Source organism: Clostridium sp. AF17-21AC (genome assembly GCF_003461365.1).
Taxonomy (GTDB): Bacteria; Bacillota; Clostridia; order Lachnospirales; family Lachnospiraceae; genus Coprococcus; species Coprococcus ammoniilyticus.
The window spans coordinates 66,478-92,401 of sequence record NZ_QTWY01000004.1 but is presented as its reverse complement, the minus strand read 5'-3'; the positions used below and the strand labels follow the sequence as shown (position 1 = coordinate 92,401).

Below are 25,924 nucleotides of genomic sequence, written 5' to 3'. Positions count from 1 at the left end.
CTATTCAATCCCCCACATCCGTGAAGGCTTTCAAACAGACATTACAGTCATTCTCCTGCTCCGCACTCGACCACTTCGTGCCATACAGGCTGATATAGCCCTCGCCATCCGTGATATCGAAGTTCGCCGTTTTCTCATCATTATTATATTCGATTGCGATCGGCATCGTGGAATCCTGTGTGTTCACATGCACAACCACCGCAAATTTCCGATCATCCGGAAGCGGTACTGCCTCATTTAGATTGATCGTATAATAACCCTCGTACTGCATTTCACCGGATGCCACCTTTGTCCGCTGCTGCAAGTCGGATACATCGGTAAAATCCGTCACAACATACACATCATATGTCGTTTTCGGGCCTGTCGCATAGAAAGAAACTGCCTTTAATGTCTCGTTCTTTCCAGCCGTATAGACATTTGCAAAATAGGCCTCCGGCCTGTCGTCAAATCCCATCGTTCCGACCTCGCCCATCAGATCTGACTGATAGATCTTGTCGTAGTTGTCACTATTTCCAAGCTTCGTATATACTACGCTGTTCATACCGATATTGGTATCATAATAAGAGATATAAAAGAATCCCTCGTCACCAAAATCCTGCCCCCAGCTATTCTTGCAGATAAATGCGCCGTCTCCCGCCGGTTCTGTATTAAAATATTCCTTCGGATAGTTGTCATCCCAGCCAACGATCACCACGTCATGATTCGGCGTCTGATCTCCATCATAATAATAGGAACTGCGGTTTCTGTTATAGTAATAAGAACTACTCGTTGCATTCTTCATATCACAGTAAATAACCGTTTCCACACCGCCATATTTGTATACAGATGATTTGATCGCCTCGTAATTCTTGTCCTTCAGGATGATGGCTTCTTCCAGATGCTTTACCGCCGACAATCCATTTACCGTCTGGTTATCACCATACGGATCATCTTCCTCAAGCACCGGTCCCTGCCATGCCGCAAGATAGGCTATACTCATATAATATTCGCCACCGTCAAATGGGCTGACATTAAAGCTGTTATTCATTGCCATATGATCAACAGAAAATACCAGATTTTCAGCCGGACGGATCGTACTTTCCAGTGCCGCAAGTGATGCAAATGCCCAGCAGGTTCCATAGATACCCTGATCTCTTACAAGAGATACACGATCATGTTCTCTCATGTCATATGCAGCCGGAAGCTTTTCTTCCTCGGCAATCTTTTTTAACACCGCAGCATTTGTCTCCAGATTGATATTACAGCTGTAGTTTAATGCCTCGCAGATCTCATTCACCGGCACATAGATGATATCATCCTTTCTTTCCGGCTTATCGATCGTCTGAATCGTATTTCCGTTGATGTTCACCACATCCGAATCACCATAAACTTTAACAAGGCTGTCACCTTTTGCCAGTGTGATCGTTCCGTTTTCATATACATTTACCAGACAATCCAGTTTATCGGTAAATGCTGCAATTGGAATCATTAACTGTAACCGATCACTGAAATATGCCTGATATTCAGCCTCTGTGATCTTATTGTCATTAATATATAACGTAACACCCTTTTCATTTGCACTTGTTACGATCTCTTTCATCATTGCCTCGGCCGCAGCCTCCGAACCGTCGGTCTTTTCCACGCTCACATCCGGATGCCGGAAGAAGCCCAGATAGAGCAATACACTCAAGATTGCAACTGCTACCGCTATCAAAAACTTTTTCAATTTGGTCTCACTTTCTCTTTGGCGGCTTTGGTCCCATGAACTGATAGAAATATGATTTGATCATACCATTGTAGATCTTACGATTCTTATCCGCCTTTCTTCCTATATATTTCTCCGCCTCACTGTATGACGTGATCAGAAACATCGACCAGTCATCCAGTCGTCTGAAGCTTTCCCCGATCGTCTTATATAATTCAGGAAGATCCTCCCGATCCTCGAGACGTTCACCATATGGCGGATTCGTGATGATAAAGCCATATTTTTTCGGATGCCTGAGATCCTTTACATCTCTCTGTTGGAAATGGATATGTTCATCCACTCCCGCTGCTCTGGCATTCTCCATCGCACACTTCACCATTTCATTATCCAGATCGTAGCCCTGAATATTCATCTTCACATCATGATCGATCATGTCATTTGCTTCATCGATCGCATTGTACCACATCTTCTTATCTCCGACCTTCGCCCACTCGGAAGCCAGAAAATCCCGGTCGATGCCCGGTGCGATCCTTGCTCCGATCATAGCAGCCTCGATTGGAAATGTTCCGCTTCCACAGAATGGGTCAACCAGTACACGATCCTTGTTCCACGGTGTCAGCATGATCAGTGCCGACGCCAGAGTTTCCGATATCGGTGCTTTGCCAACCAGTTTCCTATAGCCACGCTTATGAAGGGATATTCCTGATGTATCAAGTCCTATCGTAACAATATCCTTAAATATAAATACACGAACCGGATATTCTGCTCCATCTTCCGTGAACCATGATACATGGTAGGTCTGTTTCAAACGTTCTACCATAGCTTTCTTCACGATGGACTGGATATCAGATGGGCTGAACAGTGCACTCTTATTTGATGTAGCCTTGGATACCCAGAATTTTGCATCACGGGTCAGATACCGCTCCCATGGAATACTCTTGGTTCCTTCAAATAATTCATCAAATGTTACAGCCTTAAAGCTTCCGCACTTGATCATGATACGTTCAGCCGTACGAATAAACATATTTGCTCTTGCAACCGCATCTTCTTCTCCTGCAAATGTAATTCTTCCGTCTTCTACCTGAACGATCTCATATCCAAGATCCAGGATTTCTTTTTTCAATACTGACTCCAATCCAAAATGACATGGAGCAATCAATTCGATTCTGCTCATATGCTTCCTTTCAATCACAAGTGCCAGATTCAGACATTTCTGTCCAAATCCAGCACTCCTTTTCTCTTATATCTTTGTTTCTGATTTTATTTTCTGCGTTTATTTATAACAACGATTCCGGCAAGCCCCAGTGAAATGATCATACCTGCAACTGCTGTCTTCATAGCAAAATCATCTCCTGTCTTTACTCCGGTGTTCTTCTGGTCATCCGGCTTATCGGCATCTGTTTTCTCTGTTGTTTGGCCCTCCGTTGATACAACTTCTTCGGATTCTGTTGTCACATCTTCCGTTTCATCCTGAGTATCATCCGTTGACTCTGTCGTTACATCTTCCGTTGTATCATCGGTACGATCTTCTGTCGTAGTTGTAGCTTCCGTTGTATCCTCTGTCGTTGCATCTGTAGAAGCTTCCGTTGTCACGTCTTCTGTTGTCACATTTTCTGTTGTTCCACCATCCGGAACAGACATTTTAACCGTTACTTTTGTTGCTCCCGATGCATAATAATTTGCTGTTTCCTTATATCTGACGTAATAATCACCGGCAGAAATGCCTGTGATCGTATTTGCTGTGATCGGCTTCCATACATTCTGGTCAACGGAATATTCCATGGATACATCAACATTTTTAATGGAACCGTCCTTTTTCCCTTTTGCACTTTCATTTTCTGTCGTAAGACCGGTTGGTGCTGTCTGTGGTGCTTTATCGATCGTATAATTCTTTACGGTTTCTCCGTGATAAGTCTTACCCTTTGCTGTTATTTTTACGCTTGCTGTTCCTGCATTGATATTATCTGTAAATGTACAGGTATAATCCGTTCCTTCTGTCAGATCTCTTCCATCGTATGTGACAGTCACTGTTGGCTCTTTTGCTTTTCCATCATATACATAAGAAGTCGGGGCAATGGATACAGAAACTGTCGCATCTGTCAGCCGGCGATAACGAAGCTCTACGCTTCTCGCCTTTGTGCCTGTTTCATCTAATATCGTATTATAGGAATTCGGCTGTCCATCCAATGTGTATCCGGCCGGAAGAAATTCCTCAATACCGCCCACAGCTTCATCTAATGAAAGCAACCCATAATTGCTTAGTCCGCTTGGCGAATTTGTAATCTTATAAACAGATGTCTGATCCATCTGCAGCTTTTCAAGCCACCATTCTGTAAATGCTGCACCATCATGTTGCTGTTCTATATTACTGTTTACCAGTTTAATGCCACCCTTTGCATACCATCCAAGCTGCGTAAGATCTGCTCTCACATTTTCAAATGTTAATGTATGTTCATTCCCTGTCGCTGCATTCCTGATATAGCCACTATATTCTCCATTTTCTATCACAAGCGAACCCATGATATCGAAATGAACAGCCTTTAACTCCTTCTTATTCAGATCAATCGTAAGATTCTTATTCCCAGCATCAATATATGTTGATGTACTCTCACAATTATATAGAAGCTTCAGTATATCACCGTTTCCGGCAGCAGCCGCTGCATCTTCTAGTTTAGAATAAGTGCCCTTTGCTGTTCCACTTGCATCCTCTACCTCGATGCATTCTACCGGATCATTACAATCCACGCAGGCTCCATCCTTCACCTGTGAATGTTCACATGCCGCCTGTGTCTCTGCCAGTCCATTTGCCCCTGCAAATGCTGCTACTGCAAAAAAACCTGCCGCAATGATCGTTCCTAAAATTCTTTTTCTCATTTACCCTATATCCTTTCTTTTCTAAAAAAATAAGTACCTCCGGAATATCCTGTGATACCCGCCAATTACCCTGTCCATATTATACATACTTCCCCCTGCCACCACAAGTAAATTAAACAAAAAAATCCCGGTCATGCACTTCCTTAACAGGTTCTGTCATGTCCGGGATCGATCTATTCTGTTATTCTCATTTTCAAACCACATTTTCTTCTCTTTCATAATGGCTAGTTACACCCTCTGTCAGCGGTTTTTCGTCAATGCTCCTTTATACTGTACGATTCCCCCAACGGTATTGATCACCTTATATCCTGCCTGCGACAGCAGTCTCGCTGCCAGTGCACTGCCGCCTCCATACTGACAATATGTGAGCAGCACTTTATTTTTAGGAAGATTATAATTACCATACTGTATATCCGACAATGGTACATTGACTGCCATTGGTATGTGTCCTCTCAGAAATTCTTCTTCTGTACGAACGTCCACGATCACCCCGCCATATCGGACTGCTTCCTGCATGATATCGCGGACCGGTATGTTGTGAAATCTCATCATTTCACCCCCTGGCAAATGTTCCTGCTATATGGATTCCTATATATTCATCATATGTCTCTTCCATCAAAACGTGCGGCATATTCAGCGTTTCTGCCACAATTCCGGTCTTATTTCTGTCCTTGTCCGTTGTACCCTGTCATGCCATAATCCGTACCAGTGCCATTCGACGTATAACTCTGTGGATAATTCTGTGATCCGGGATTCTCCTGCTGCCGATATGGATTCACTCCAGTTTGCGGATATGTTACATTTCCCATGTAGCCGCCATTTTGCATATATGCTCTATTCACAATATAACCGTTTTGAGGGTTATAACCAGTATTTTGCATGTACTCCATATTAGTCGGATATGCGCTGCCTCGATTATAATCATCCTTTACCTCATACCCGGAATTTGTGCCGTAGGCTGATTGACCTGCATTGGCATTCATCCCCTGTGTATAACCACCATTGTATGGGTTGTAATTTGTATTCTGCATATATCCTCCGGCCTGACCATATGCATCACCACCCGGATAGCCCGGATAACCCGCCCGGTAATCCGGTTGATCTGGATAATAATATCCTCTGCCCGGTCTGCGAAAATCCATCCGGTACATCCCATAATCTGCAGTCTCCGGTCTGCCGTCAATTCTGCGGTCATGCGCTGAACAGTAAAAGATCAGAAAAATTGAAAGTACATACATCACTCCAAGGATCAGGAATACCCATGCCTCCGAAATATATCCATACGATGCCGCCATCACAAGATAGTCATATAAGCCATGAATAAATACCGGCACGATATATGCCCATGCCATAAATCCGATCATACCCGCACGGTCACCTGCATATGCCGCTTCTCTGCCCTTCGCATAAAGTGCACCCATGATAACACCTACCGTACAATGAAGTGGAATAGCGGTAAATGCCCTGAGTATGCCCGTTCCGATTCCGCCGGAAGCAACATATAAGATATTTTCCAATATAGCAAAGCCAAGCGATGCACAGACCATATAAATAACTCCATCATAGCTGTGCTGAAATTCTCTGCTTTTCCATGTAGTGCAGACCGTTACCAGATATTTTCCAAGCTCCTCCACAATTCCGATCACCAGAAAGCAGAGCACCAGCAGCATCGTCTGATGATCCGTATCTGTCTGTGCAACGATTAACTGCCCGATAAATTCTGCAATCGCTGCCGGAATGATCGTACCTGCACCAAGTGCCAGAAGCAATACCATTAATTTGACCGGCGGCTTCTCTTTCCGGTCTCTCATATATATAAAGCCAAGCAGGACCAATGCCGGCAAGACTGCTATTATGATCAGTATTCGACTCATATGACCTCCCATAATCCTGATCCGATGACTGTAATCACAACCATCGAATCTTTTCAACATAATATGACTTGTTTAAAATTATACCACCCAGCAATGAAAAACTCTACTTACAGGTCTTATTTTACATATAAAATATGGGAGACGCAAAGCTTACGTCTCCCATAGCATTTATTCATATTTTTTTGAGGAAAATATATGACAATAATTATTTTACATTGAAGGCTTTCATACCCGGATATACGGCTGAAGCACCAAGCTCTTCTTCAATTCTTAAGAGCTGGTTGTACTTAGCTACACGCTCGGATCTGGATGGTGCGCCGGTCTTGATCTGGCAGGTATTTAAAGCAACTGCAAGATCTGCAATCGTTGTATCTGCCGTCTCACCGGATCTGTGCGATGAGATAGCTGTGTATCCGGCCTTGTGAGCCATCTTGATTGCTTCCAATGTCTCTGATACAGAACCGATCTGGTTTAACTTGATCAGGATACTGTTACCACAGCCAAGCTCGATACCCTTTGCAAGTCTCTCTGTATTTGTAACGAAAAGGTCGTCACCAACTAACTGTACCTTATCGCCAAGCTCTGCTGTAAGCTTCTTCCAGCCTTCCCAGTCTTCTTCGTCCAGACCATCTTCGATGGAGATGATCGGGTACTTCTCAACCAGTCTCTTCCAGTGAGCGATCAACTCTTCTGATGTATATACTGTACCAGCCTTTGGCAGCTTGTACTCGCCAACCGTGCCTGTCTTCCACTCGGATGAAGCTGCATCCATCGCAATCTTGAAGTCCTTGCCCGGCTCATATCCGGCTTTCTTTACTGCCTCAAGAATTGTCTCGATTGCTTCTTCGTCGGATGCAAGTGCAGGTGCAAATCCACCTTCATCACCAACAGACGTAGCAAGTCCTCTTTCTTTTAAGATGGCCTGAAGTGCATGGAATACTTCTGCACACCATCTGAGACACTCTTTGAATGAAGGAGCACCAACCGGCATGATCATAAATTCCTGAACATCCAGACCGGATGATAATGCATGGCATCCACCATTGATAATATTCATCATAGGAACCGGAAGTCTGTTGCCGCTTACACCGCCTAAGAAACGATATAAAGGTACATCCAGTGAAATAGCTGCTGCTCTTGCTGCTGCAATTGATACAGCAAGGATTGCATTTGCACCAAGATTTGACTTGTCCTTTGTTCCGTCTGCCTTGATCATTGCCTGGTCAACAGCATATGTATCTGATGCATCCATTCCAACTAACATATCATTGATCGTTGTATTGATATTCTCTACTGCCTTTTGGACGCCCTTGCCGCCAAAACGGTTCTTGTCGCCATCACGAAGCTCCAATGCTTCAAACTCACCTGTTGATGCACCACTTGGAGCTGCGCCACGTCCAACTGTACCATCTGCAAGAATAACTTCTGCTTCTACTGTAGGATTTCCTCTGGAGTCGATAATTTCTCTTCCGATTACTTTTTCGATTTCTAAATAATTCATCATGCTTTGATCCTTCTTTCTGGTGACAGCTTCTGTCCCGGATCCGTCATTGCATCCGGGTGCATACCCTGTTTTCAGCAGTCAGGGATGCATATAGAATGGAGTCACACGATTTATTCACAAGATTTTTGGTTAGTTTCTGCTAACTATTTATAAAAATACCATGCAGAAGCCTTTTCCGTCAACAAAAAACGGTCGAATTTATTGAGAATTTCTATCACATTTTTCGCTTGATTTTTACAGGATCAGACCGTATAATGCACCCATGAGTTAGATGTGTCTAACCAGTAGATTGAATGATTTACAGAGTTACGGTGCATACTAAAATTTGATATGCAACGTTGCTTTGATGCGAGCGTACCAGCACTGCATATAGCTTTAGGTTTTTTGAATATTGCAGAATATTTGTCGGAATCGATGCAAAAAGGAGTTTGTGATTATGTTTGAAGAATATTTGATCACACATTGTTCGCCTACATTGGCGTCCTTAAAACCTGCCAGCCTGTTTCTTTATCGTTTTTCTTCCGAAGAAGAATTATACGAAAGTGTGGCTGTCTGGGATGCACAATTTCAGAAAAAAGGAATCCGCATAACGATCCTGCGGGAAAATACTGACACTGCTCTGATCTATGTCTACAGACCGGAAGCCATGATCCGTGAACTGTCAAGACCGGAGATCAATGTCTTTCTTTTGAACATCGGATATCCGTCCGGCACGGTCGACCAGCTACTCGCCGAGCTACGTATAAGGCTTCAGGCATCAACGGAATTTCCTCATGAGATCGGTGTATTTCTCGGTTATCCGTTACAGGATGTTCTTGGATTTATCAAGAACCACGGAAGCAACTGTAAGGGCATGGGAGACTGGAAGGTATATGGTGATCTGGGTGAGGCTCAGAAAACATTTGCAAAATTTAAAAAATGCCGGGAGATCTATGCAGATCTCTGGCATCAGGGACGAACGATCTGGCAGCTGACAGTTGCTGTATAAGTATTTAGAAAATTGCATCCGCATAGTAAAATAATTATTTATGCAAACGACGTTCACATAACAAAAATGAATATAGGAGATTTCTGCATATATTTCCAATGCAGAGATCTCTAAATATAAAATACATGAATTATAAGGAGGAACCTACTATGAGTAAGGTTGCAGTTGTATATTGGAGTGGCACAGGTAATACAGCATTAATGGCACAGGCTGTTGCAGAAGGTGCCAAAGCAAAAGGTGCAGAATGTGATCTTTTAACATCCGCAGAATTTACTGCAGATATGGTAGATAACTATGATGCGATCGCATTTGGCTGCCCTGCTATGGGTGCTGAAGTCTTAGAAGAAAGCGAGTTTGAGCCAATGTTCGCTGAATGTGAACCGGCATTAAACGGTAAGAAGATCGCCATCTTCGGTTCATATGGCTGGGGAAGCGGCGAATGGATGGATACATGGGAAGCTCAGTGCCAGGCTGACGGTGCTGTATTTGCAGCAGCTCCACTGATCTGCCATGAAACACCGGATGAAGCAGGTCTTGCTGATTGTACTGCACTTGGCGAAGCACTTGTTTAATAAATAATAATACACATCTCTAAACACAACCAAAATACAGGAATCTGCCATGTGGCAGTCCTTCCGCTTGTACATTATCGTACAATCCAACAAATGCTCTGGCAAACCACACCTCTGCCAGAGCATTTATTATATTTATAGTTTCTGTTTTTATATGTTCTATTTCTGACTCTTCTTTAATGTTGCAACAACCTTGCCTTTTACATTGATGATCTTTACAGTTCCATCTTCATAACTTGCTTTTTGATTGCTTTCTGCAAACATAATATATCCCGGACATGCTGCCAGAACATGTACCTTCTTCTTGGATGACTGGTAGATCCTTTTCTTGGAAGTTCTGCCCGTACTCTTTCCATAATAAGAATCTCCAAATTTATAAATGGAATTTGAGCTTTTTCCATTTTTGATCAAAGTACCATACTGATATCCTCTTACAGTCAGGCTCTCATTAAACTGCATATCATCAAAAGCTCTGACAAATGCATTGCAAACCGTTTGATTTCCTGCCGGGTATTTCTTTTTATGCTTATATTTTGTGTCAACGGAATAGGATTCTGTCATATACGGAAATACACTGTAGAAATATTTGCCCTTATAATAGAATACCTTTCCATTTGCATCATCTTTTACCCTCATGTGACGCTTCTTATCAGTTCCGTCCAGTTTCATAGAACATAAACCGGAATGACCATAATAAAGTCGGTTGTTTTTCATAAAACCAAGTCTTCCATTTTTACAGATCTGTTTTGGCTTTGAACTTCCATCAGCCTTGATCTTATAGATACTCATCTGGCTGTCCTGATAAAGGTTGTAATACAGATATCCTTTGTGTACCAAAACTCCACTGACACCATCACTCTCTACAACATACTTTGCAGTCTGTTTTTTCATATTATACGCAAGTACACCCTTTGAGGTTTCTATGTAGAGATAGTCACCTGCATGATACAGTTTTCTCGCTGATACATGCTTTACGGTTGATGCTGCTTCCAGTTCCGCCGTCTGCTCCGTCTCAACGTCTGTTGCTGCCAGACTTACATTGGAACCTGTCACATTCATTACTCCACACAGTACAAATGCGATCATTGCCAATACTACTTTTTTTAAATGTCTTTTCATTCATTTTCCTCCTGATTTTTTATTCCTTCCTTCTGCAGATTTTGCAGATACCTGTATTATATCACTGCATATAAAAAATAAATATATAAATTTGTCATGCATGACAGTTTATCCGTCATGGTCTGCATTGTCCATATAAAAAACATCTGCTGATCCATAAACTATATAAAGTCCATACATCAGCAGATGCTTTGTTTTCTTTCACTATATTATATCGTAAGACTTTCTTTATATACAGATCTTGTATTTATATCGCTCCATGCTCCCGCAGCAGTTTCTCGACATCGGTTCCTTCTACCGCCTTTAAAAGCTCTTTCATCGCGATCTTTTCTTTCAGACCAAGCTTCATATCTGTGATCTTTCTTCCATCCCGGATCGCCACTGTCGCATTTAACAGGTCGCGGACATCATAGACACTGCCCCAGACCTCCGGCACACCACGATCGATATTCAACAAAGTATATACTGCTTCCATACCTGTCCGGATCGAATACTCGGTTGTAAATATCGTATCTCTTGCTGTCTCGGCAAACTGTCCAAGGAATGCAAAATTGACCGCTCCCTCCGGTACGACATCCGGACGGTCGCCCTTCTCACGCGGCATGAAAAATGCCGTGATATATGGCATCATAACCGGCACCGTATTTGCGCTGTGTTCGGCAAGCTCCGGTATTTCCTCCTCCGGTACCCCGATATGATAGAGCCATTCCTCGCAGATCTCCTTACCGGTGCATTCCCGCATGGTCTTCTTTACATAATCACCCGGTTTATTCGAGAATAAGCCATATACCCATACAAGCACCTGTCCCTTTGGCTGATTACGGAACTGCGGCTGACGATTGATCGTCCAGGAAAGCAGCCATTCGGAATCTCTCGCAGTCACAATACCACCTGTAACTACCTTGCCTGAGAGCGGATCTCTCTTACAGATCTTCTTAATATACGGGAGAATCTTTTCATCTAATGTCGTCACCGTTGCGCTCATCCAGTTTGACTGCTCCGGATCGTAGCAGAATTTGTCCGGATGTCCAAAGGATGGATCCTGTGCTGCGATCTTCCTCCACATATCCCATCCGCCACCCTCACGGATCTCGGTCTTGAATTCAGCCGGTTTGTTCTGACTTCCGTATGAAGAATTCTCCACGCAGCCGCCATTTGTGATAAATACCAGATCATTCTCGGTCAGATCGATCGCATCTGCTTCACCGTCACGGATAATATCAATCTTCTTTGCCAGCTTTCTTCCTGCTTCGATCTCGAATTCCACATTTATAACCTTGGTATTATAATGGAACACCACACCGAATGATTCCAGATATTTTACCATCGGAAGAATCATGGACTCATACTGGTTATATTTGGTAAAACGAAGTGCCGTGAAATCCGGCAGTCCTCCGACATGATGGATAAAACGCTTAATATAGAGCTTCATCTCAAGTGCAGAATGCCAGTTCTCAAATGCAAACATCGTCCGCCAGTACATCCAGAAATTAGAATTAAGCACTTCTTCATCAAAATACTCATCGATCCGTTTATTATATAATTCTTCATCCGGGGTAAAGAACAGCTTCATGATCTCCATTGCACCCTTATCGGACAATCCGAACTTCTTATCGGTATGTGCATCCTGCCCCCGATTCTCAGTTGCCCGACACAAAGAATAGTTTGGATCTGCCTTATTCAGCCAGTAATACTCATCCAGTACACTGACACCCTCTGTCTCGATGGACGGAATCGAACGGAACAGATCCCACATACACTCAAAATGGTTATCCATCTCACGTCCGCCACGCATAACATAGCCGATATCGCTGTACTGATAACCATCACATGCACCGCCCGGAATCGGGTCTTTCTCCAGAATGTGCACATGCGAGCCTTTCATCTGTCCATCTCTTACCAGAAAACAGGCTGCCGCCAATGCACCAAGTCCCGAACCTATAATATATGCCGATTTCTGATCCACACCCGCCGGCTTCTTCGGTCTGGCAAATGCTTCATAATTTCCACTTGTGTAATACATACGAATTACCTCCAATCTATACAGCCTGCCCGCAAACAGACCGGTTATCTCAAAAACTGTCTTTATTATAAGATTCCCCGTTTTTGCCCTCAATAAACAAAAAAAGTACCGTGATAAAAATATATTCACGGTACTTGTTCTGTCTAAAATTTTATCATTTCCCCTGTTTTGATGGGATAACCGGTCTGAAAAATAAGACACATTGTTTTTTCAATGTATCTGTCAGCTCTCTGTTTTTTTGTGAAAGGCATCCGTCCGAAATGCTTCCAGTGCTCTGGTAATATTATCATGCATCACCAGTCCCATCTTATCCACGATCACATGTGGATCCTGCTTCATGCCATTCTCAATCCATTCAAGCAACACACCGACAAAGGAGCATTTGTAAAAATCAGCAATGAACTTCTTATCTTCATCCCGCACCTGCATATTCTTCGCCTTATCTTCGATGACCTTGATCATCAGATCATACGTCAGACTGTACAGATATTTTTCTACCTGATCTCTGCTGATCGAATGATATGCATTCATCATAAATGTCTTATTCTCGCTCACCGCTTCAAAGATACGAAGGAAGCCTTCCTGCCAGGTATCATAGGTTTTATTCTCACCCAGTATCCTCGTTGCATCCTCCACACACACCCACTCTACCAGATCATAGATATCTTTAAAATGGTAGTAAAATGTCATCCGGTTAATACCACAATCTTCTGTAATATCGGTTATTGTGATCTTGTCAAGCGGTTTCTTTGTAAGAAGCTTCTTCAGTGATGCTTCCAACGCACGTTTCGTTATCTGAGACATTTCCTTGTAACCTCCGCGTCTATTGTTCATCAGAAAAAAAGTTATCCTTACTATACCATACCCACCAGAATTTTGTAAAATTAAAAATAAGCTAATGGCATGAGAAAATTCCTCATGCCATCATCTTATATTTTACACGCAAAATTCTGGTCTGGATGTGGTATATCATACAAAAAACGGCCGGTCAACTGTAACATACAGAGACCGGTCAAACGAAAAAACAATCTATATCATTCAGGGTGTGAAAAAAGCCCTACAGAAGGAACTGTTTCATATGATGTTACAAACAGATAAAACCGCCATGTAACATGCTTTTATGCAAGGACTACATTATCGGAAGCTTCTATTTCTGCTTTCTTTGCATCCTCCCTGATCTCAACAAATGCTGTATTGTCGAGAGCCTCTTCTGCAATACTTACACAGTTTTCTGCGATACGGTTGATGTTGTCAAGTGTGTATAATCAATGTAAAATTTTATTCTTTTTTATATCAGTCAACCTATATTGTAAAATGCTTTTACAAATATCTTCCTAACTCCTGCTTCCATATTTCTTCCAGTCGTTCCAGCGAAAACGCTGCATTTGCCGGGCTTGTCGACGGCAGTTCGATCATCGGAAGATCAATATGTTCCGCCTGATATTTTTTATATAATCTGCCCGCAGTCTTTCCATTTGTAAAAACTGCCCGGATCGATGTATGTGCTACAATGCTTTTAATATCTGCAGGAACAACATTTCGGATACTGCTGTCACTGGAACCGATGATCTCACAAGCCCGGATCACATCATAGACCGCCACATGACCGGCAAGCAGCATCCGTTTTTTCTCTTCTATCGTCAAGGGTTCCGGTACACCAAGTACAGCTGCCACTACCTTCCAAAAACGGTTTCTCGGATGTCCGTAGTAGAAGCCCTGCTCTCTGGATTTCACCGATGGCAGACTGCCAAGAACCAGCACCTGTGATTCTTCATTATATACCGGAGCAAATTCATGCTCTACATACTGATATTCTGACATTTTTATTTCCTTTCAAATAAAGAATTGCCTGCAAATCTTACACATTCAAACGGAATTACAAAATAATTAACTTCCACTCCGTAAAATATGCATCCGCAAAAATGACTTGTTTTCTGTTTCAAATAACCTTTGTATTTGAACGGTCATTTCCTGCATACAAATCATTTTTCACTTTATATTTTTATATGATTTCTCCATCTAAGATCTTTATTCCAAATCTCTCCATATCCACCCGTCCATCGACAACTGTAACTCCATCTGCCGTCAATCGATCTGCCTGTACATTCTTTCCGCCAAATGCAAATGCTCCGGATAATTCACCCTTTGCATTTACCACACGAAAACAGGGAATGTGCTCCGGATCCGGATTCTTATGAAGCGCGTTTCCCACTGCACGCGCCATCTTCTTATCCCCGGCAAGCTCCGCGATCTGACCATAAGTTGCAACCTTTCCGGCAGGAATCTTTTTCACCGCCTCATAGATTCTCTTTGACGGACTGGTTGTCACCAGATCATAACTCTCTGCGATCATCCGTTTCACATCCTGATCCGGAATACTTCCATCCAGAATGATCGTATTCCAGTGCTCCTTATTCTGATGCCAGCCCGGTATCACCGCGTCAAATGCGCTCCGCCAGAAATCCCGCCATTCCGGATCGACCTTTACATTCAGATTAATATATCCGTCTCTCTCATATGTCCACAGGAATACCTTCTTGCTTCCTTTCACACGCACCAGTTGCCAGTTCGGATCATGAAATGGCGCCTGCTGATATGTATCAGGAAAAGTCAGTCCATATGCCAGCGCTTCTTCTCTCGTTGTCATTTATCTTCCTCCGACATGCTTTACATAGTCTGCGATCAATTCCGCCGTCTTATCAACACCCAGTCGTACCGCGTCTATACACAGATCATAATTCTCTGCATAGCCCCATTCTTCTCCGGTATAATATCTGTGATAACCACGCCGTTTCTCATCTGTCTTTTCAACAAGCGCTATAGCCTTTCGCTCCGAGATCTTATGCTTTCCCGCGATATGATGCGCCCGCTGCTTCTTATCTCCGCACAGAAACACCCGGACAGCATCCTTATCATCCCGGTAGGCATAATTCGAAGCACGTCCTATAATGATAAAACTCTGTCCGCCAAACATTGCTGACAATGCCCGTTTCGGTGTATCATACTGATTCTTCGGACAGAAATCATCCGCAACCGAACTGATCATCGCATTTACCGGCTGCTCACCAAAATACATTGGATACTTTTCATAAATTTTCTTTTCTTTTGCAAGCGCGATCAGCTCTGGCTTCGTATAAAAAGGAATCCCTAACAGCTCCGATAATTTTTTTCCAACTTCATCTCCGGCACATCCACATTGTCTTCCAAGTGTTACGATCATACTCTCTTACCTCCTTCTTATATATTACCTCTACTCACCTACAATGCAAGCATCTGACTAATCAGATGATAATGCCCGTCTACCGCCGCTTTCATGGCTGCTTCATCACGTTCTAATACACTATTATAGATCTGCTTGTGATAATTAAGCAAGTTTGCCTTTTCTTTTGTATTCACACGGCGCAGCACCAGATCGATCCATTCCCGATAAACGATCATAACCGCCTCCATGATCATCGAAAATAGTTCATTCTCTGTTGCCCGGATCAGCAATTCATGAAATTCCTTATCCACGCTAACCAGTTCGGAACCATCCGCCTGCTCCATCCTTGCCAGATTATCCTCCAGAAGCACCTGACACTCAAATGGTATTCCTTTCTCGATCAGCATACTGCATACAGACTTTTCCATTGTACAACGGAACTCACAGACCTCGGATTTCGTGATACTGCCAAGTGCCAGCATCATCATAAGCATCTGACGGATCGACTCTCCGGCATTTTTTGATATATAATTTCCCGATCCCTGTACGCGTTCGATCATTCCCATGCCATGCAGGATACTGAGTGCCTCCCTAGTCGAATTTCTTCCGATTCCTAACGTCTCCGCTATCGTACGTTCGGTTGGAAGCTTGCTTCCGTTCTGCAAGGTTCCGTCCTGCATCAGGCTGTAAATATATTGAATTGCTTTTTCATATTCTGATGTAACATGTTGTTTTTCCATACTCGTCTCCCTGACTATCAATAAATTTCGTTATTTCTATATTTTGATATCCGCTACCAGCGGATACCCGCCTATGAGATTATCAACTAACTTCATTATTTCTATATCCGATCTGTAAATTCGAAATAAATCCTTGCATTTTATAAGCAGCATATATATTTACATAAAATGCGCAAATAACGACGAAAGCACAACCGTAAGAATACCGGAAACCGCAATCGCCAGACTGCTCATTGCACCTTCCACTTCACCGATCTCGATCGCCTTTGCCGTTCCGATCGCATGAGATGCAGATCCAAATGCCAGGCCCTTTGATATCGGTTCGGTGATTCGAAAAATCTTGCACACTAATTCACCAAATATATTTCCAAGAACACCCGTTACGATAATAACCGCAACCGTAATCGTTACATATCCACCCAGTTCTTCTGAAACACCCATACCGATCGCAGTCGTAATAGACTTCGGAAGCATCGTTACATACTCCTCATGTGTAAGTCCCATGATCTTTGACAATACAAACACCGTACAAAGACTTGTCACCACACCGGCAACAAGACCTGCCATAACCGCCTTACAGTTATGCTTCAGCAGTTCCCACTGTTCATAGAGTGGGATCGCTAGGCATACAGTTGCAGGGGTCAACAGCCAGCTTAAATATTGGGCGCCCTCATTATAAGTATCATAATCCACCCTGCTCACAACCAGTACCAGGATGGTAACTACAATCGAGATCAGCAACGGATTAAATATTCCCAGTTTGAATTTTTTCTTTAATATTGACCCGATCAAATATGAGATCAGGCTAAGTGTAACTCCCGCAAACAGGGAGTTTTCAAAAAAATCATGCATCCTCTTGTTCCTCTTTCTTCCTATCCTTTCTGATGATCCACTGTGACAGTCTGCCTGTCATTGCCATAACCGTAATGATTGTAACGACCGTGATCACACATACCGGAATCAGCACCGGCTTCAGCGTTCCCCAGCTAACCAACAGACCAACACCGGCAGGAATGAACATCAATGGCATGATCTCAATTAAAAATTTGCCTGTCTCCTTCACTGCTTCTAACTTGATCCATCCAGTCATCAGGCATACAAATAAAATCGCCATTCCATAAATACTGGCAGGAATCGGCAAAGGTAATACATATTTGAGCAGTTCCCCGATAAATGAAATTGCAAGAATGATTAAAAACTGTCTAATATACTTCATTCAAATATCCTCTCTACATTTTTTATCCTTTTTCGTTTGAACTATACTTTTTCATATAAAAGAAATTGGTAGCACCAATTCAGTGCTACCAATCATTATACTGCCATCTTATTATTTGTCAATTTATTATTTTACCAAATCGGCATCAATATATTCCCAGCATGTTTTCTTGCGGGCTGCTCCTTTCTGCGACTGATGCTATAACTTTCCAGATGAATACTATTTATTCCTGTCAGCGGTATCTCAACTGCCAGAAGACCACCCTTTCCTGCCGTCGACGCACAATCTTTACAAACGGATACTACTCCTGCCGCTGATGTCCCAGCTGCCAGAAAGCTACCGCTCCTGCCGCCGCTACGTTAAGTGAATCTACGCCATGTGCCATCGGAATCATAACCATATAATCGCAGTCAGCTATCGTATCTCCGGCCAGCCCATCGCCCTCTGTACCGAGCACAATTACAAGCTTTTCCTCACTATTTAACTGCGGATCATCAATTCCTACACTATCTTCTCGGAGTGCCATTGCCGCCGTCTTAAAGCCCATTTCTTTCAATGTATTCATTGCCTGCTCCGGCCAGACACCATCCTTCTTTGACAACATTGTCCACGGAATCTGGAATACTGTTCCCATACTCACACGACTTGCACGTCTGTAAAGAGGATCACTGCAGCCACCGGTCAATATCACTGCATCCATACCAAGTGCTGCGGCACAGCGGAACAATGCTCCCACATTTGTCGGATTGACCACTTCTTCCAAAATAGCGATCCGCTTCGCTCCCTGACATACCTCCTCTATCGTTGGCAATGTCCTGCGGCGCATCGCACACCAGAGTCCTCTTGTCAGATGATAACCGGTAAGCTTCGTCAATATCTCATCCGGTGCAACATAGATTGGAACATCCTCCATCCGATCCAGAATCTCCTCGGCCTCTGCAAGCTGTCCCTTTTCTGCCAGAAAAGACACCGGTTCATATCCACCATCTAATGCCCGCTCGATCACCTTCGGACTCTCGGTAATAAACAATCCTTCCTCCGGTTCATAAATTGTTGCAAGCTGCCGTTCCGAAAGCTCCGCATAAACCGTCAGTTCCGGTCGATTCAGATCCGTTACTTCTATTATCTCCATCGTAATTCCCTTCCTGATACACACGCTTGTCACCTTTTTATGTCAATTACCTTTATACCAAATTGGTATCAATATACTCCCAATATGGCTTCTTGTTTACCTCACCTTCATGCTCTATATACCAATTTGCAGCCTCCTGTAACCCGGCATCCATTGACATCGTCTCCGGATATATCTTCTTCTGCCGGGTCACATCAAGACAGTATTCATAATTATAAAAGCTGAAATAATTTCTCTGCTCTACTGTTTCCGGTACCGATACGAATTCCGGTACTTTATCAAAGCAGGCATAACATTTGATAACCCAGTCTCTTATCGATATTGCATTTTCATTTCCGACATTTAAGATATGATCAGTTGGGCGCTTTGTAATTAATACTTCCATCAGCCTGCACAAATCTTCCACATGGAAAAACTGTAATTTCATCTCACCGTCTTCCGGCAAATAAAATTTTCTGTCTGCCATTGCACAGTCAAATACAAACGCCTCCCGATAGACGTTGTCCATAGAACCATATAAATATGGCGGTCTTAAAATATAAGCATCCGGGACTCTCTCCAACAGTGCATTTTCTGCTTCGATCTTATCTGTTCCATATTTTCCCCAGAATTTATTTACTGCTCTTTCAGAATCCTCAGGAAATGGCTGTACACCATACTCCGGATATACCGCACTGGAACTAATCATTATATATTGATCAAAAGAGTCCAGCGAATTATGTAAATCAATTATGTCTTGTGCATCATAAGCGGTTATGTCGGCAACAACATCAAAATGCAGATTCTTCAGCTTATCCCCTAAATTATGCCTGTCGCTTTCAATCAGCGTCACGCCCTTAACCTGCGGTTTTGAATTACGGTTCACTACATAGACATCATATCCATGCTCTACAAAATACTTTGCTGCATACTTACTGACAAATGTGGTTCCACCGGTAATCAAGATTTTCTTCATTGATATCTCCTTTTCTGCTGCACAGGGCTTGCTTATAAGCCCACCCAATTGTTTGCATCTACAAAGTAACATACCGGTAATTCGACTGTCAACATTGATGCAAATATTCGGACTACACTTTCAAATAGTCAAGTTGGTGGAAGTCGCCGCTTATAGATAAACAAAAAAATACCCGGAAGAGTGTAAACACTCTCCGGATATTTTTTATTTATCTAATCTTCTCGTTACTTACGCGTAGATTACTCAATGATAGTAGCAACACGTCCTGATCCTACAGTACGTCCACCTTCACGGTCTGATTTGGTCGTATTTAGAAGCTTATATATTACGATTTTTGCCATTTTGTGACTCATTTTATGGGTATTTCACCTATTATTTTTATTTTTTCCGAGGGAAATGTTGCAGATTCGTATCACGATAATCCGCTATTTTCCGTCCACCTAAGCAATAATATAACATGGGCGAACCGGAATGTAAATTGGGATTTTTGACTAAATCAGGGTTGTGATACACATTTTAGGGGACGAGATACACGTTTTTGTGTATCATAGCGCGGTGGGATACGTTTTAGCATACGGCACCAGTGCCACGATACACAGTGTGGTACAAATTTGAGAAAAAGTACACACGAAAGCCTATTGTGTGTATCTTTACTTAAAATACTTTAACCAGAACTTTCACTTACTAAAACCTACTTTGGCTTATATGGTGAAAACGGCTTATTCTTCTGAAGTAATATGGCATCCTGATCATTTTCTGTTATGTCTGAAATATGCCTATAAACCAACTGCTTTTTATGTATTCCATAATGCGGAAGTGGTTTGATTTCTCCAGTCTTTTCATTCAATACAGCAGGCATTAACATATATTCTCCATATTGATAATATGCCTCTTTAAAGTAATTAAATGATTGGAAATTATCCCTAGGATTTGCACGAATTATACGAGATACGTTAAGTATCATCGTCTCGTCCGCAGAAAAACCACCTTTTTCAGCTCGCTTCATAGCTTCATCAATATTATTTCCAACCACTACGTAATATCCTGATGCCTCCCCCGGTACATCTCCTTCTACCAATGCAATCCTTATATCTTCTTTTTTATCATCTCTTCCTATTATCTTTATCCAATCTTCAAAAATCTTAATTGCATATTTTTCGTTAACAAACGGCAAAAGCAACGCCGGCAACGGCATATATCCTAATACAAAACCTGCCCCACGCCAAACTGCTTTATTCCACGCCTCAATATCTATCATCGAAGTGATAAATAAATTTTTTCTTTCTTTTTCTGGCAATGGTCTCAATTTTCCAAGCGGCGGTTTTTCTTTCGTATTAATGCCTCTCAATCTCCAATATAATCTATCATATCCATCCTCGTTGCTAATATTATAATAAGTGCTTCCCTGAAGCGGAGTTGGAATATACTCCAAGTCTCTCTCATCAAAAACAACCGGAATATATTTGTCGTTCATTGTATCCGACATATATAATTTCTGATAAATGAGATTTCCTTCCCATTTAACACCCCGACCTTTTCCCAGTTCTACATTTCCATATATTTTATTATAATATCCTTTTGAACCAATCACTATAACATAGTCGGCTCTATTTATACTATTTTCCATCCATCTTGGCCAACCTTCAGAAGGAGCCTCTTCATACTGATCCAGAATAGCATCAATTCCTTCTCTTCTCAATTTGTTAGCAAAAGAAAATACTTGATCTGCAAATGATAATGAATCTTGTGAATAACTTATAAAAACAATAGGGTTCTCTTGTTGTGCCATTACTCTCACCTCCAAATCTCTATTGAACTTCATTTTGTCTCAGCGCTATTTACAATCTTCATATTTCTAATCATATCATCTAACTTAACCAAATGGTCATAAACGCACTTTATATCAGCACGTTCGAACTCCTTTTGTTCATCTTCGAAATGGGTTCCTTTGTTCAGGACGCGCCAATTCCCAGCTTCTTTAAGACTCTTGAGTTCTGCATTAATGTCTTCCATACCTTTTATCTTACCAGTTTTCTTAATCAGACCATCCACTATAGAACTTAAATCTGGTAAACTCTTGGGACTTCTCATCCCTACAGATATCGTCGCATCTGAGGATTTAGCAATTAAATTCCACAGATTATATGAAATACACTCCATTGCTTGTCGACATTTTGAAGCAGCATCTTTTGTTTCATTTTTATTGTACTTATCCTCCGCAGCCATCAATGGCGTTTTTGAATCAGAGTATTCTACTATTACACCTCGTTCCTCTAATGAATCTGCCGGAATAAATTTATACACAATAGCATTTTCTTTTACTCTCTTTTGACCTAACTTATCTTGCAATTTAAAAATGAATTGGTCTCCGTGTGTAGACAATATAATCTGTGTATTTGCAAAATCGGCATGATTCATCAACAAATCCGCTACACCATTTCTATGATCATCATCAATGGCATTTACAATATCATCGAATATAATAAAATTCAGATTATCATGCACGGCTTTAGCCAAAAGAATTGACAGACCTAAAATTTTGATATGCCCCTCGCTTAAAACTTGTAATGCCTCCGATGTGCTACCATCGGCAAAAGTGATATACATCTTGTCAGAGGTTGCATCAGGTAAAATCAATTCCTCTATCTTTTCAAAATCTGCATCATCTTGATTGATCGTATTATAATAATCGACAATTCTCTGTTCTAAATCCTGTGCTATCTGTCTCGGTAACTCATTATTATAATCAATCAGACTACCTATTATCTTATTATAAGCCTCTATAATTTTTGCATTAAATTCACAAATTCTTTTTTCTTCGTGAATTTTCTTTATTGTATCCTCGCTTTGTTCATCAAACTCCTTAATCTCTTTTTGGCATCTCTTTATTATCTGCTCCTTTTCATTCATCTGAGTTTTTAATGTCACAAGTGCATTTCTTACAGCACTAAGCTTTGCAACTTGTTGATCATATTCAGAATTTGATTTGTTTGCCGCCTTATTGTATTCTTCTATTTTGTTTCGGGCAACTATCTTGTCAAATCCCTTTAATTCTTCACAAAATTCAAACCACTTACTCACAGTATCCACATACATTCGAATATCTTCCAATTCTACGGAAACCATATTGTCTGTTTTTATTTGTAATAGTTTAAAAAATTCTTGATTTCCCGAAATAAAATCTAATATCTCACGAATGTTCTCCCTAGCATTTTGAGCGGCATCATTGATTTTTTTCTGTATCAGTTCTATTTCAGTAAATGTTTTTAACTGCTCTTTAGCATATTCATATGGATTTCTTTCAGCATTAGCCAAATTCGTTCCACAAGCAGGACAATTCGTTGTTTCTTCCAATTCAGATATAATCTCATACAAATTTTTATAATTTACCTGCAGAGCCATATCCGATAATTTGTTTCTATTTTCATCAACAATTTTAAGATTTTTCTGCAATTTTAAAATATAATTTATAAAGCTTTCAATATGTTCTACCGGTATTGGAGTAACATACTGTTTATCTCGCTCTGCAATTTTTACAGTCAAAATACCTGTCGTGGGATTCTCAAGATAATCTAACGCACTGTCAACCTCTGTTATTTCCCGTTTTTTAAGTTTTGCAATTTCTTCTACAAGCAAATCTCTAATTCTATTTAATTCATCTTTGCTTTCTTGAAGTTGTTTTTCTTTAGAATCTCTCGATAGCTTTTTTTCTTCAAATAGTTTCTCCGTAACAGAACTTGTTGTTAAATATTTCTCATCAAAATTTGTCGTGAACCCATGTACAAACTCGTTAAAGGCTGATAGTCCAAATAAAGCAGCTATTCTCTCACTCTGATTCTTAGAATTCAATACACTAATATGAGAAAAATCAGCAATTCCATTTTTTTCTACAAATGCGAATCTGTATGCATCATAATCAATTATGGCTTCGTCTTCCGAGCCATCCTCATATGTACAAGTAATCGTAGGCTTTTTTCCTTTTTTAGTCGCAGTATTTTTGATGTAAGTAGATAGTTTAATTTTATTTGCATCTGCTTCTTCAATAACACCAAGCAAACTGTATTCCAAAGCTTCACTAAAACTGGATTTTCCAGAACCATTAGGTCCATAAAGGAATACATACTGCTTATCAAGATTAAATGTTCGACTCACTGAAAAACCTCTAAATGAATCTACTTCTAAGCCATTTAATTTCTTTATCTTCTTTGTATTCATTTCCGATCCAAATGATAAAGTCTCAATAGTTTTATCACATACGCCTTGCTTCTCACGGATATACTCCACAAATTTATTAGCTCTTTTACCACCAGCAGTCCCGCCAGCTTCTATAAGAGTTTCATAATGTTTTAGTAAAATGTTGACCAATGTTATATCGTATTCATTCAGTTCTTCTAATGTTTCCGACCAACGTTTCAACTCTCTGCCTACAATTTCACTCATTTGTACCATCTCCAATACCTTATATTAATTCGCATTAATTTTTTTATACATCTTACCTTTCGTACTACCGGTACTCTCAATCAGTCCCTGTTCCGTCATATCCTTAAGCAGTACTTTAATTCTTGATTCCTTAACACCTGCAATACTTTCGAATTCATAAGCTTTATACCACTTATCAGGCTGCATAGCATTCAAAATAGCATCGTATTTTTCCTGTGTTTTTTTCGTCACTTTTTTTTCGCCACTTTTTTTCGCCACTTTTTTTCCGCCACTTTTTTCTGCCACTTTTTTTACAAAAGGAAGCGACAGTATCGTTCTGTCCGGATCAAATCTCTCTTCAATTACCGGTTCTTCCCAGCCTTCATCTGCCCAAACATTAAAAATATTCGGTACACCACTTCCGGCACGTTCACCGATATTGATAAGATTAAACATTTTCATAAGAGCCTTATTTCGAGGATCGGATTCGCCGCCAAGACGCATCTGCTTTTTACCCGTTCTGACATAACCTGGATTTGCCAAAACCAGCTTGTCCGGTTCTTTACGGATTACAACACCTCGTAAACCATGATAATCTGCATTAATAAGGCAGTTTGCCAAGGCTTCACGTAGTGCCTTGTGCACTGGAGTATCGTCAATACGCTCACCACCAGACATTTTAAATGGCACCTTAACATCTTTGATAATCTTGTTATAAACCCGGAAATAAAAATCACACACATTTCCGGACCATTCGCCGGAACTGGACTGTAATCTGTCACTCCAACGTGTTGTAGGATCTAATTCTTCTCTGTAATCCAAGAAATACTCTGGGAAGTGACGTACAATGTTATACTCATCCCCAAACATCAGCATACCTGCTGCCGTAGGATGCAACTTTCCGTCTTCCTCTGAAATAGCAGCCGCGCCAATGCTTCTTAAATACTCATGGTCGCTCAGTCGTTCAAAAGGATGTCCTTCTTTTAAAGAACGATGACTGTTGCGATATCCATGAATGGTATCGTAATTCATATCTTCCATCGGAACCTTATCAAGCACTTCCATATCCATGGTGCGCTCGGTCTGGTCACGGAGCATGGTCTTTACCTGCAATCTGGTACAATGATAATCGCCCTCATAATTGCGGCGGAAAGTACCATTAAAAATGTCATTATTGATGTACACCGGCTTCTGCTCACGCTTTGCCATAGGCACATAAATAACCATAATGACATCTTTGTTGTCACCGACTTCATAGGTCTGCACATCATCTTCGGACAGAAGATTTATACTTACCTTCTTGGGATTGTTCATATTATCCCAAAATTCCTTGCGAAGCTTGGATGGATTTTTGAGACCGGTAGTTTTCCAACTACCATCTTTGTTTTCTTTGACACCAAGAATAATGACGCCACCATAGCAGTTCGCAAAGGAAGAATATGTGTCCCACAAAGATGTTGGTAAACCACCATTTGCTTTCTTTACTTCTCTTCTGTTGTCTTCTCTATATTCATCAAATTGTGAAAGGTCAAAAGTATTCTCCAAAATGCTCATCTCACTTTCTATAATATTAATCTAGTCTTAAAATATACTACATTGCATATACTATACAGACCGCATTT

22 protein-coding genes are annotated in these 25,924 nt (G+C 41.3%); 2 read left to right on the top strand and 20 right to left on the bottom strand.

Annotated elements, in window-relative coordinates:
- Window positions 1-4: 4 nt before the first annotated feature.
- The 6 genes from DWW85_RS07225 to eno all read right to left on the bottom strand — a co-directional run bounded on the left by DWW85_RS07225 (window position 5) and on the right by eno (window position 7,933).
- On the bottom strand, window positions 5-1,705 hold the full coding sequence (locus tag DWW85_RS07225; RefSeq protein WP_181986533.1) for a lectin like domain-containing protein: 1,701 nt from the start codon (window positions 1,703-1,705) through the stop codon (window positions 5-7).
- 7 nt (window positions 1,706-1,712) lie between these two features.
- The gene (locus DWW85_RS07220; protein ID WP_008402079.1) at window positions 1,713-2,858 is read right to left on the bottom strand and encodes a class I SAM-dependent RNA methyltransferase; all 1,146 of its coding nucleotides are present in this window, start codon (window positions 2,856-2,858) and stop codon (window positions 1,713-1,715) included.
- Between the two features lie 86 nt (window positions 2,859-2,944).
- Entirely contained in the window at window positions 2,945-4,558 is a 1,614-nt protein-coding gene (locus DWW85_RS07215) for a hypothetical protein (RefSeq protein WP_117808189.1), read from the bottom strand.
- Window positions 4,559-4,798: 240 nt separating this feature from the next.
- Window positions 4,799-5,107, bottom strand: a complete 309-nt coding sequence (locus DWW85_RS07210) for a rhodanese-like domain-containing protein (RefSeq protein WP_021943660.1) — start codon at window positions 5,105-5,107, stop codon at window positions 4,799-4,801.
- A 110-nt stretch (window positions 5,108-5,217) separates the two neighbouring features.
- Window positions 5,218-6,432: a PrsW family glutamic-type intramembrane protease gene (locus tag DWW85_RS07205; RefSeq protein ID WP_181986532.1), complete on the bottom strand. Its 1,215-nt coding sequence runs from the start codon at window positions 6,430-6,432 to the stop codon at window positions 5,218-5,220.
- Between the two features lie 205 nt (window positions 6,433-6,637).
- Complete coding sequence (gene eno / locus DWW85_RS07200) at window positions 6,638-7,933, bottom strand: phosphopyruvate hydratase (protein ID WP_117808345.1); 1,296 nt, start codon at window positions 7,931-7,933, stop codon at window positions 6,638-6,640.
- Window positions 7,934-8,372: 439 nt separating this feature from the next.
- Here eno and DWW85_RS07195 point away from each other — a divergent pair, with 439 nt between their 5' ends.
- Together DWW85_RS07195 and DWW85_RS07190 are read left to right on the top strand one after the other, a co-directional pair.
- Window positions 8,373-8,924, top strand: coding sequence for a DUF3793 family protein (locus DWW85_RS07195; RefSeq protein WP_117808187.1), 552 nt, complete (start codon window positions 8,373-8,375; stop codon window positions 8,922-8,924).
- A 149-nt stretch (window positions 8,925-9,073) separates the two neighbouring features.
- On the top strand, window positions 9,074-9,496 hold the full coding sequence (locus DWW85_RS07190; RefSeq protein ID WP_021943657.1) for a flavodoxin: 423 nt from the start codon (window positions 9,074-9,076) through the stop codon (window positions 9,494-9,496).
- A gap of 159 nt (window positions 9,497-9,655) precedes the next feature.
- Here DWW85_RS07190 and DWW85_RS07185 read toward each other — a convergent pair whose 3' ends face one another.
- The 14 genes from DWW85_RS07185 to DWW85_RS07120 all read right to left on the bottom strand — a co-directional run bounded on the left by DWW85_RS07185 (window position 9,656) and on the right by DWW85_RS07120 (window position 25,847).
- Window positions 9,656-10,615, bottom strand: coding sequence for a hypothetical protein (locus tag DWW85_RS07185; RefSeq protein ID WP_117808186.1), 960 nt, complete (start codon window positions 10,613-10,615; stop codon window positions 9,656-9,658).
- A 247-nt stretch (window positions 10,616-10,862) separates the two neighbouring features.
- Complete coding sequence (locus tag DWW85_RS07180; protein ID WP_117808185.1) at window positions 10,863-12,638, bottom strand: oleate hydratase; 1,776 nt, start codon at window positions 12,636-12,638, stop codon at window positions 10,863-10,865.
- 222 nt (window positions 12,639-12,860) lie between these two features.
- Window positions 12,861-13,442, bottom strand: coding sequence for a TetR-like C-terminal domain-containing protein (locus DWW85_RS07175; RefSeq protein ID WP_165853015.1), 582 nt, complete (start codon window positions 13,440-13,442; stop codon window positions 12,861-12,863).
- 516 nt (window positions 13,443-13,958) lie between these two features.
- Window positions 13,959-14,459, bottom strand: coding sequence for a DNA-deoxyinosine glycosylase (locus DWW85_RS07170; RefSeq protein ID WP_117808183.1), 501 nt, complete (start codon window positions 14,457-14,459; stop codon window positions 13,959-13,961).
- 181 nt (window positions 14,460-14,640) lie between these two features.
- Complete coding sequence (locus DWW85_RS07165; RefSeq protein WP_117808182.1) at window positions 14,641-15,285, bottom strand: methylated-DNA--[protein]-cysteine S-methyltransferase; 645 nt, start codon at window positions 15,283-15,285, stop codon at window positions 14,641-14,643.
- A complete protein-coding gene (locus tag DWW85_RS07160; protein WP_117785731.1) occupies window positions 15,286-15,858 on the bottom strand; it encodes a cytidylate kinase-like family protein in 573 nt (190 codons plus the stop codon).
- A 38-nt stretch (window positions 15,859-15,896) separates the two neighbouring features.
- A complete protein-coding gene (locus tag DWW85_RS07155) occupies window positions 15,897-16,580 on the bottom strand; it encodes an FCD domain-containing protein (protein ID WP_008402061.1) in 684 nt (227 codons plus the stop codon).
- A gap of 159 nt (window positions 16,581-16,739) precedes the next feature.
- On the bottom strand, window positions 16,740-17,432 hold the full coding sequence (locus tag DWW85_RS07150; protein WP_117808181.1) for an LrgB family protein: 693 nt from the start codon (window positions 17,430-17,432) through the stop codon (window positions 16,740-16,742).
- The gene (locus DWW85_RS07145; RefSeq protein ID WP_117808180.1) at window positions 17,425-17,796 is read right to left on the bottom strand and encodes a CidA/LrgA family protein; all 372 of its coding nucleotides are present in this window, start codon (window positions 17,794-17,796) and stop codon (window positions 17,425-17,427) included. The genes DWW85_RS07150 and DWW85_RS07145 overlap by 8 nt, the downstream gene beginning before the upstream one ends.
- A 301-nt stretch (window positions 17,797-18,097) precedes the next feature.
- Window positions 18,098-18,928, bottom strand: a complete 831-nt coding sequence (locus DWW85_RS07140; RefSeq protein WP_181986531.1) for an RNA methyltransferase — start codon at window positions 18,926-18,928, stop codon at window positions 18,098-18,100.
- A gap of 52 nt (window positions 18,929-18,980) precedes the next feature.
- Window positions 18,981-19,883 carry an NAD-dependent epimerase/dehydratase family protein gene (locus DWW85_RS07135; protein ID WP_117808178.1) on the bottom strand — a complete coding sequence of 301 codons (903 nt, stop codon included), beginning with the start codon at window positions 19,881-19,883 and terminating at the stop codon, window positions 18,981-18,983.
- A 691-nt stretch (window positions 19,884-20,574) separates the two neighbouring features.
- Window positions 20,575-21,672, bottom strand: coding sequence for a toll/interleukin-1 receptor domain-containing protein (locus DWW85_RS07130; RefSeq protein ID WP_181986530.1), 1,098 nt, complete (start codon window positions 21,670-21,672; stop codon window positions 20,575-20,577).
- 29 nt (window positions 21,673-21,701) lie between these two features.
- Window positions 21,702-24,323 carry a hypothetical protein gene (locus DWW85_RS07125; RefSeq protein WP_181986529.1) on the bottom strand — a complete coding sequence of 874 codons (2,622 nt, stop codon included), beginning with the start codon at window positions 24,321-24,323 and terminating at the stop codon, window positions 21,702-21,704.
- Between the two features lie 24 nt (window positions 24,324-24,347).
- Window positions 24,348-25,847 carry an ATP-binding protein gene (locus DWW85_RS07120; RefSeq protein WP_117808175.1) on the bottom strand — a complete coding sequence of 500 codons (1,500 nt, stop codon included), beginning with the start codon at window positions 25,845-25,847 and terminating at the stop codon, window positions 24,348-24,350.
- Window positions 25,848-25,924: the final 77 nt, after the last annotated feature.

Excerpts from the sequence above, each read along its gene's own strand:
- DWW85_RS07175 (WP_165853015.1), bottom strand. The coding sequence starts at position 13,442 with ATGTCTCAGATAACGAAACGTGCGTTGGAAGCATCACTGAAGAAGCTT.
- DWW85_RS07140 (WP_181986531.1), bottom strand. The coding sequence starts at position 18,928 with ATGGAGATAATAGAAGTAACGGATCTGAATCGACCGGAACTGACGGTT.
- DWW85_RS07210 (WP_021943660.1), bottom strand. The coding sequence starts at position 5,107 with ATGAGATTTCACAACATACCGGTCCGCGATATCATGCAGGAAGCAGTC.
- DWW85_RS07195 (WP_117808187.1), top strand. The coding sequence starts at position 8,373 with ATGTTTGAAGAATATTTGATCACACATTGTTCGCCTACATTGGCGTCC.
- DWW85_RS07180 (WP_117808185.1), bottom strand. The coding sequence starts at position 12,638 with ATGTATTACACAAGTGGAAATTATGAAGCATTTGCCAGACCGAAGAAG.
- DWW85_RS07220 (WP_008402079.1), bottom strand. The coding sequence starts at position 2,858 with ATGAGCAGAATCGAATTGATTGCTCCATGTCATTTTGGATTGGAGTCA.
- DWW85_RS07185 (WP_117808186.1), bottom strand. The coding sequence starts at position 10,615 with ATGAAAAGACATTTAAAAAAAGTAGTATTGGCAATGATCGCATTTGTA.
- DWW85_RS07205 (WP_181986532.1), bottom strand. The coding sequence starts at position 6,432 with ATGAGTCGAATACTGATCATAATAGCAGTCTTGCCGGCATTGGTCCTG.
- DWW85_RS07125 (WP_181986529.1), bottom strand. The coding sequence starts at position 24,323 with ATGAGTGAAATTGTAGGCAGAGAGTTGAAACGTTGGTCGGAAACATTA.
- DWW85_RS07145 (WP_117808180.1), bottom strand. The coding sequence starts at position 17,796 with ATGAAGTATATTAGACAGTTTTTAATCATTCTTGCAATTTCATTTATC.
- DWW85_RS07170 (WP_117808183.1), bottom strand. The coding sequence starts at position 14,459 with ATGTCAGAATATCAGTATGTAGAGCATGAATTTGCTCCGGTATATAAT.
- DWW85_RS07160 (WP_117785731.1), bottom strand. The coding sequence starts at position 15,858 with ATGATCGTAACACTTGGAAGACAATGTGGATGTGCCGGAGATGAAGTT.
- DWW85_RS07155 (WP_008402061.1), bottom strand. The coding sequence starts at position 16,580 with ATGGAAAAACAACATGTTACATCAGAATATGAAAAAGCAATTCAATAT.
- DWW85_RS07150 (WP_117808181.1), bottom strand. The coding sequence starts at position 17,432 with ATGCATGATTTTTTTGAAAACTCCCTGTTTGCGGGAGTTACACTTAGC.
- DWW85_RS07135 (WP_117808178.1), bottom strand. The coding sequence starts at position 19,883 with ATGAAGAAAATCTTGATTACCGGTGGAACCACATTTGTCAGTAAGTAT.
- DWW85_RS07190 (WP_021943657.1), top strand. The coding sequence starts at position 9,074 with ATGAGTAAGGTTGCAGTTGTATATTGGAGTGGCACAGGTAATACAGCA.
- DWW85_RS07215 (WP_117808189.1), bottom strand. The coding sequence starts at position 4,558 with ATGAGAAAAAGAATTTTAGGAACGATCATTGCGGCAGGTTTTTTTGCA.
- DWW85_RS07130 (WP_181986530.1), bottom strand. The coding sequence starts at position 21,672 with ATGGCACAACAAGAGAACCCTATTGTTTTTATAAGTTATTCACAAGAT.
- eno (WP_117808345.1), bottom strand. The coding sequence starts at position 7,933 with ATGAATTATTTAGAAATCGAAAAAGTAATCGGAAGAGAAATTATCGAC.
- DWW85_RS07165 (WP_117808182.1), bottom strand. The coding sequence starts at position 15,285 with ATGACAACGAGAGAAGAAGCGCTGGCATATGGACTGACTTTTCCTGAT.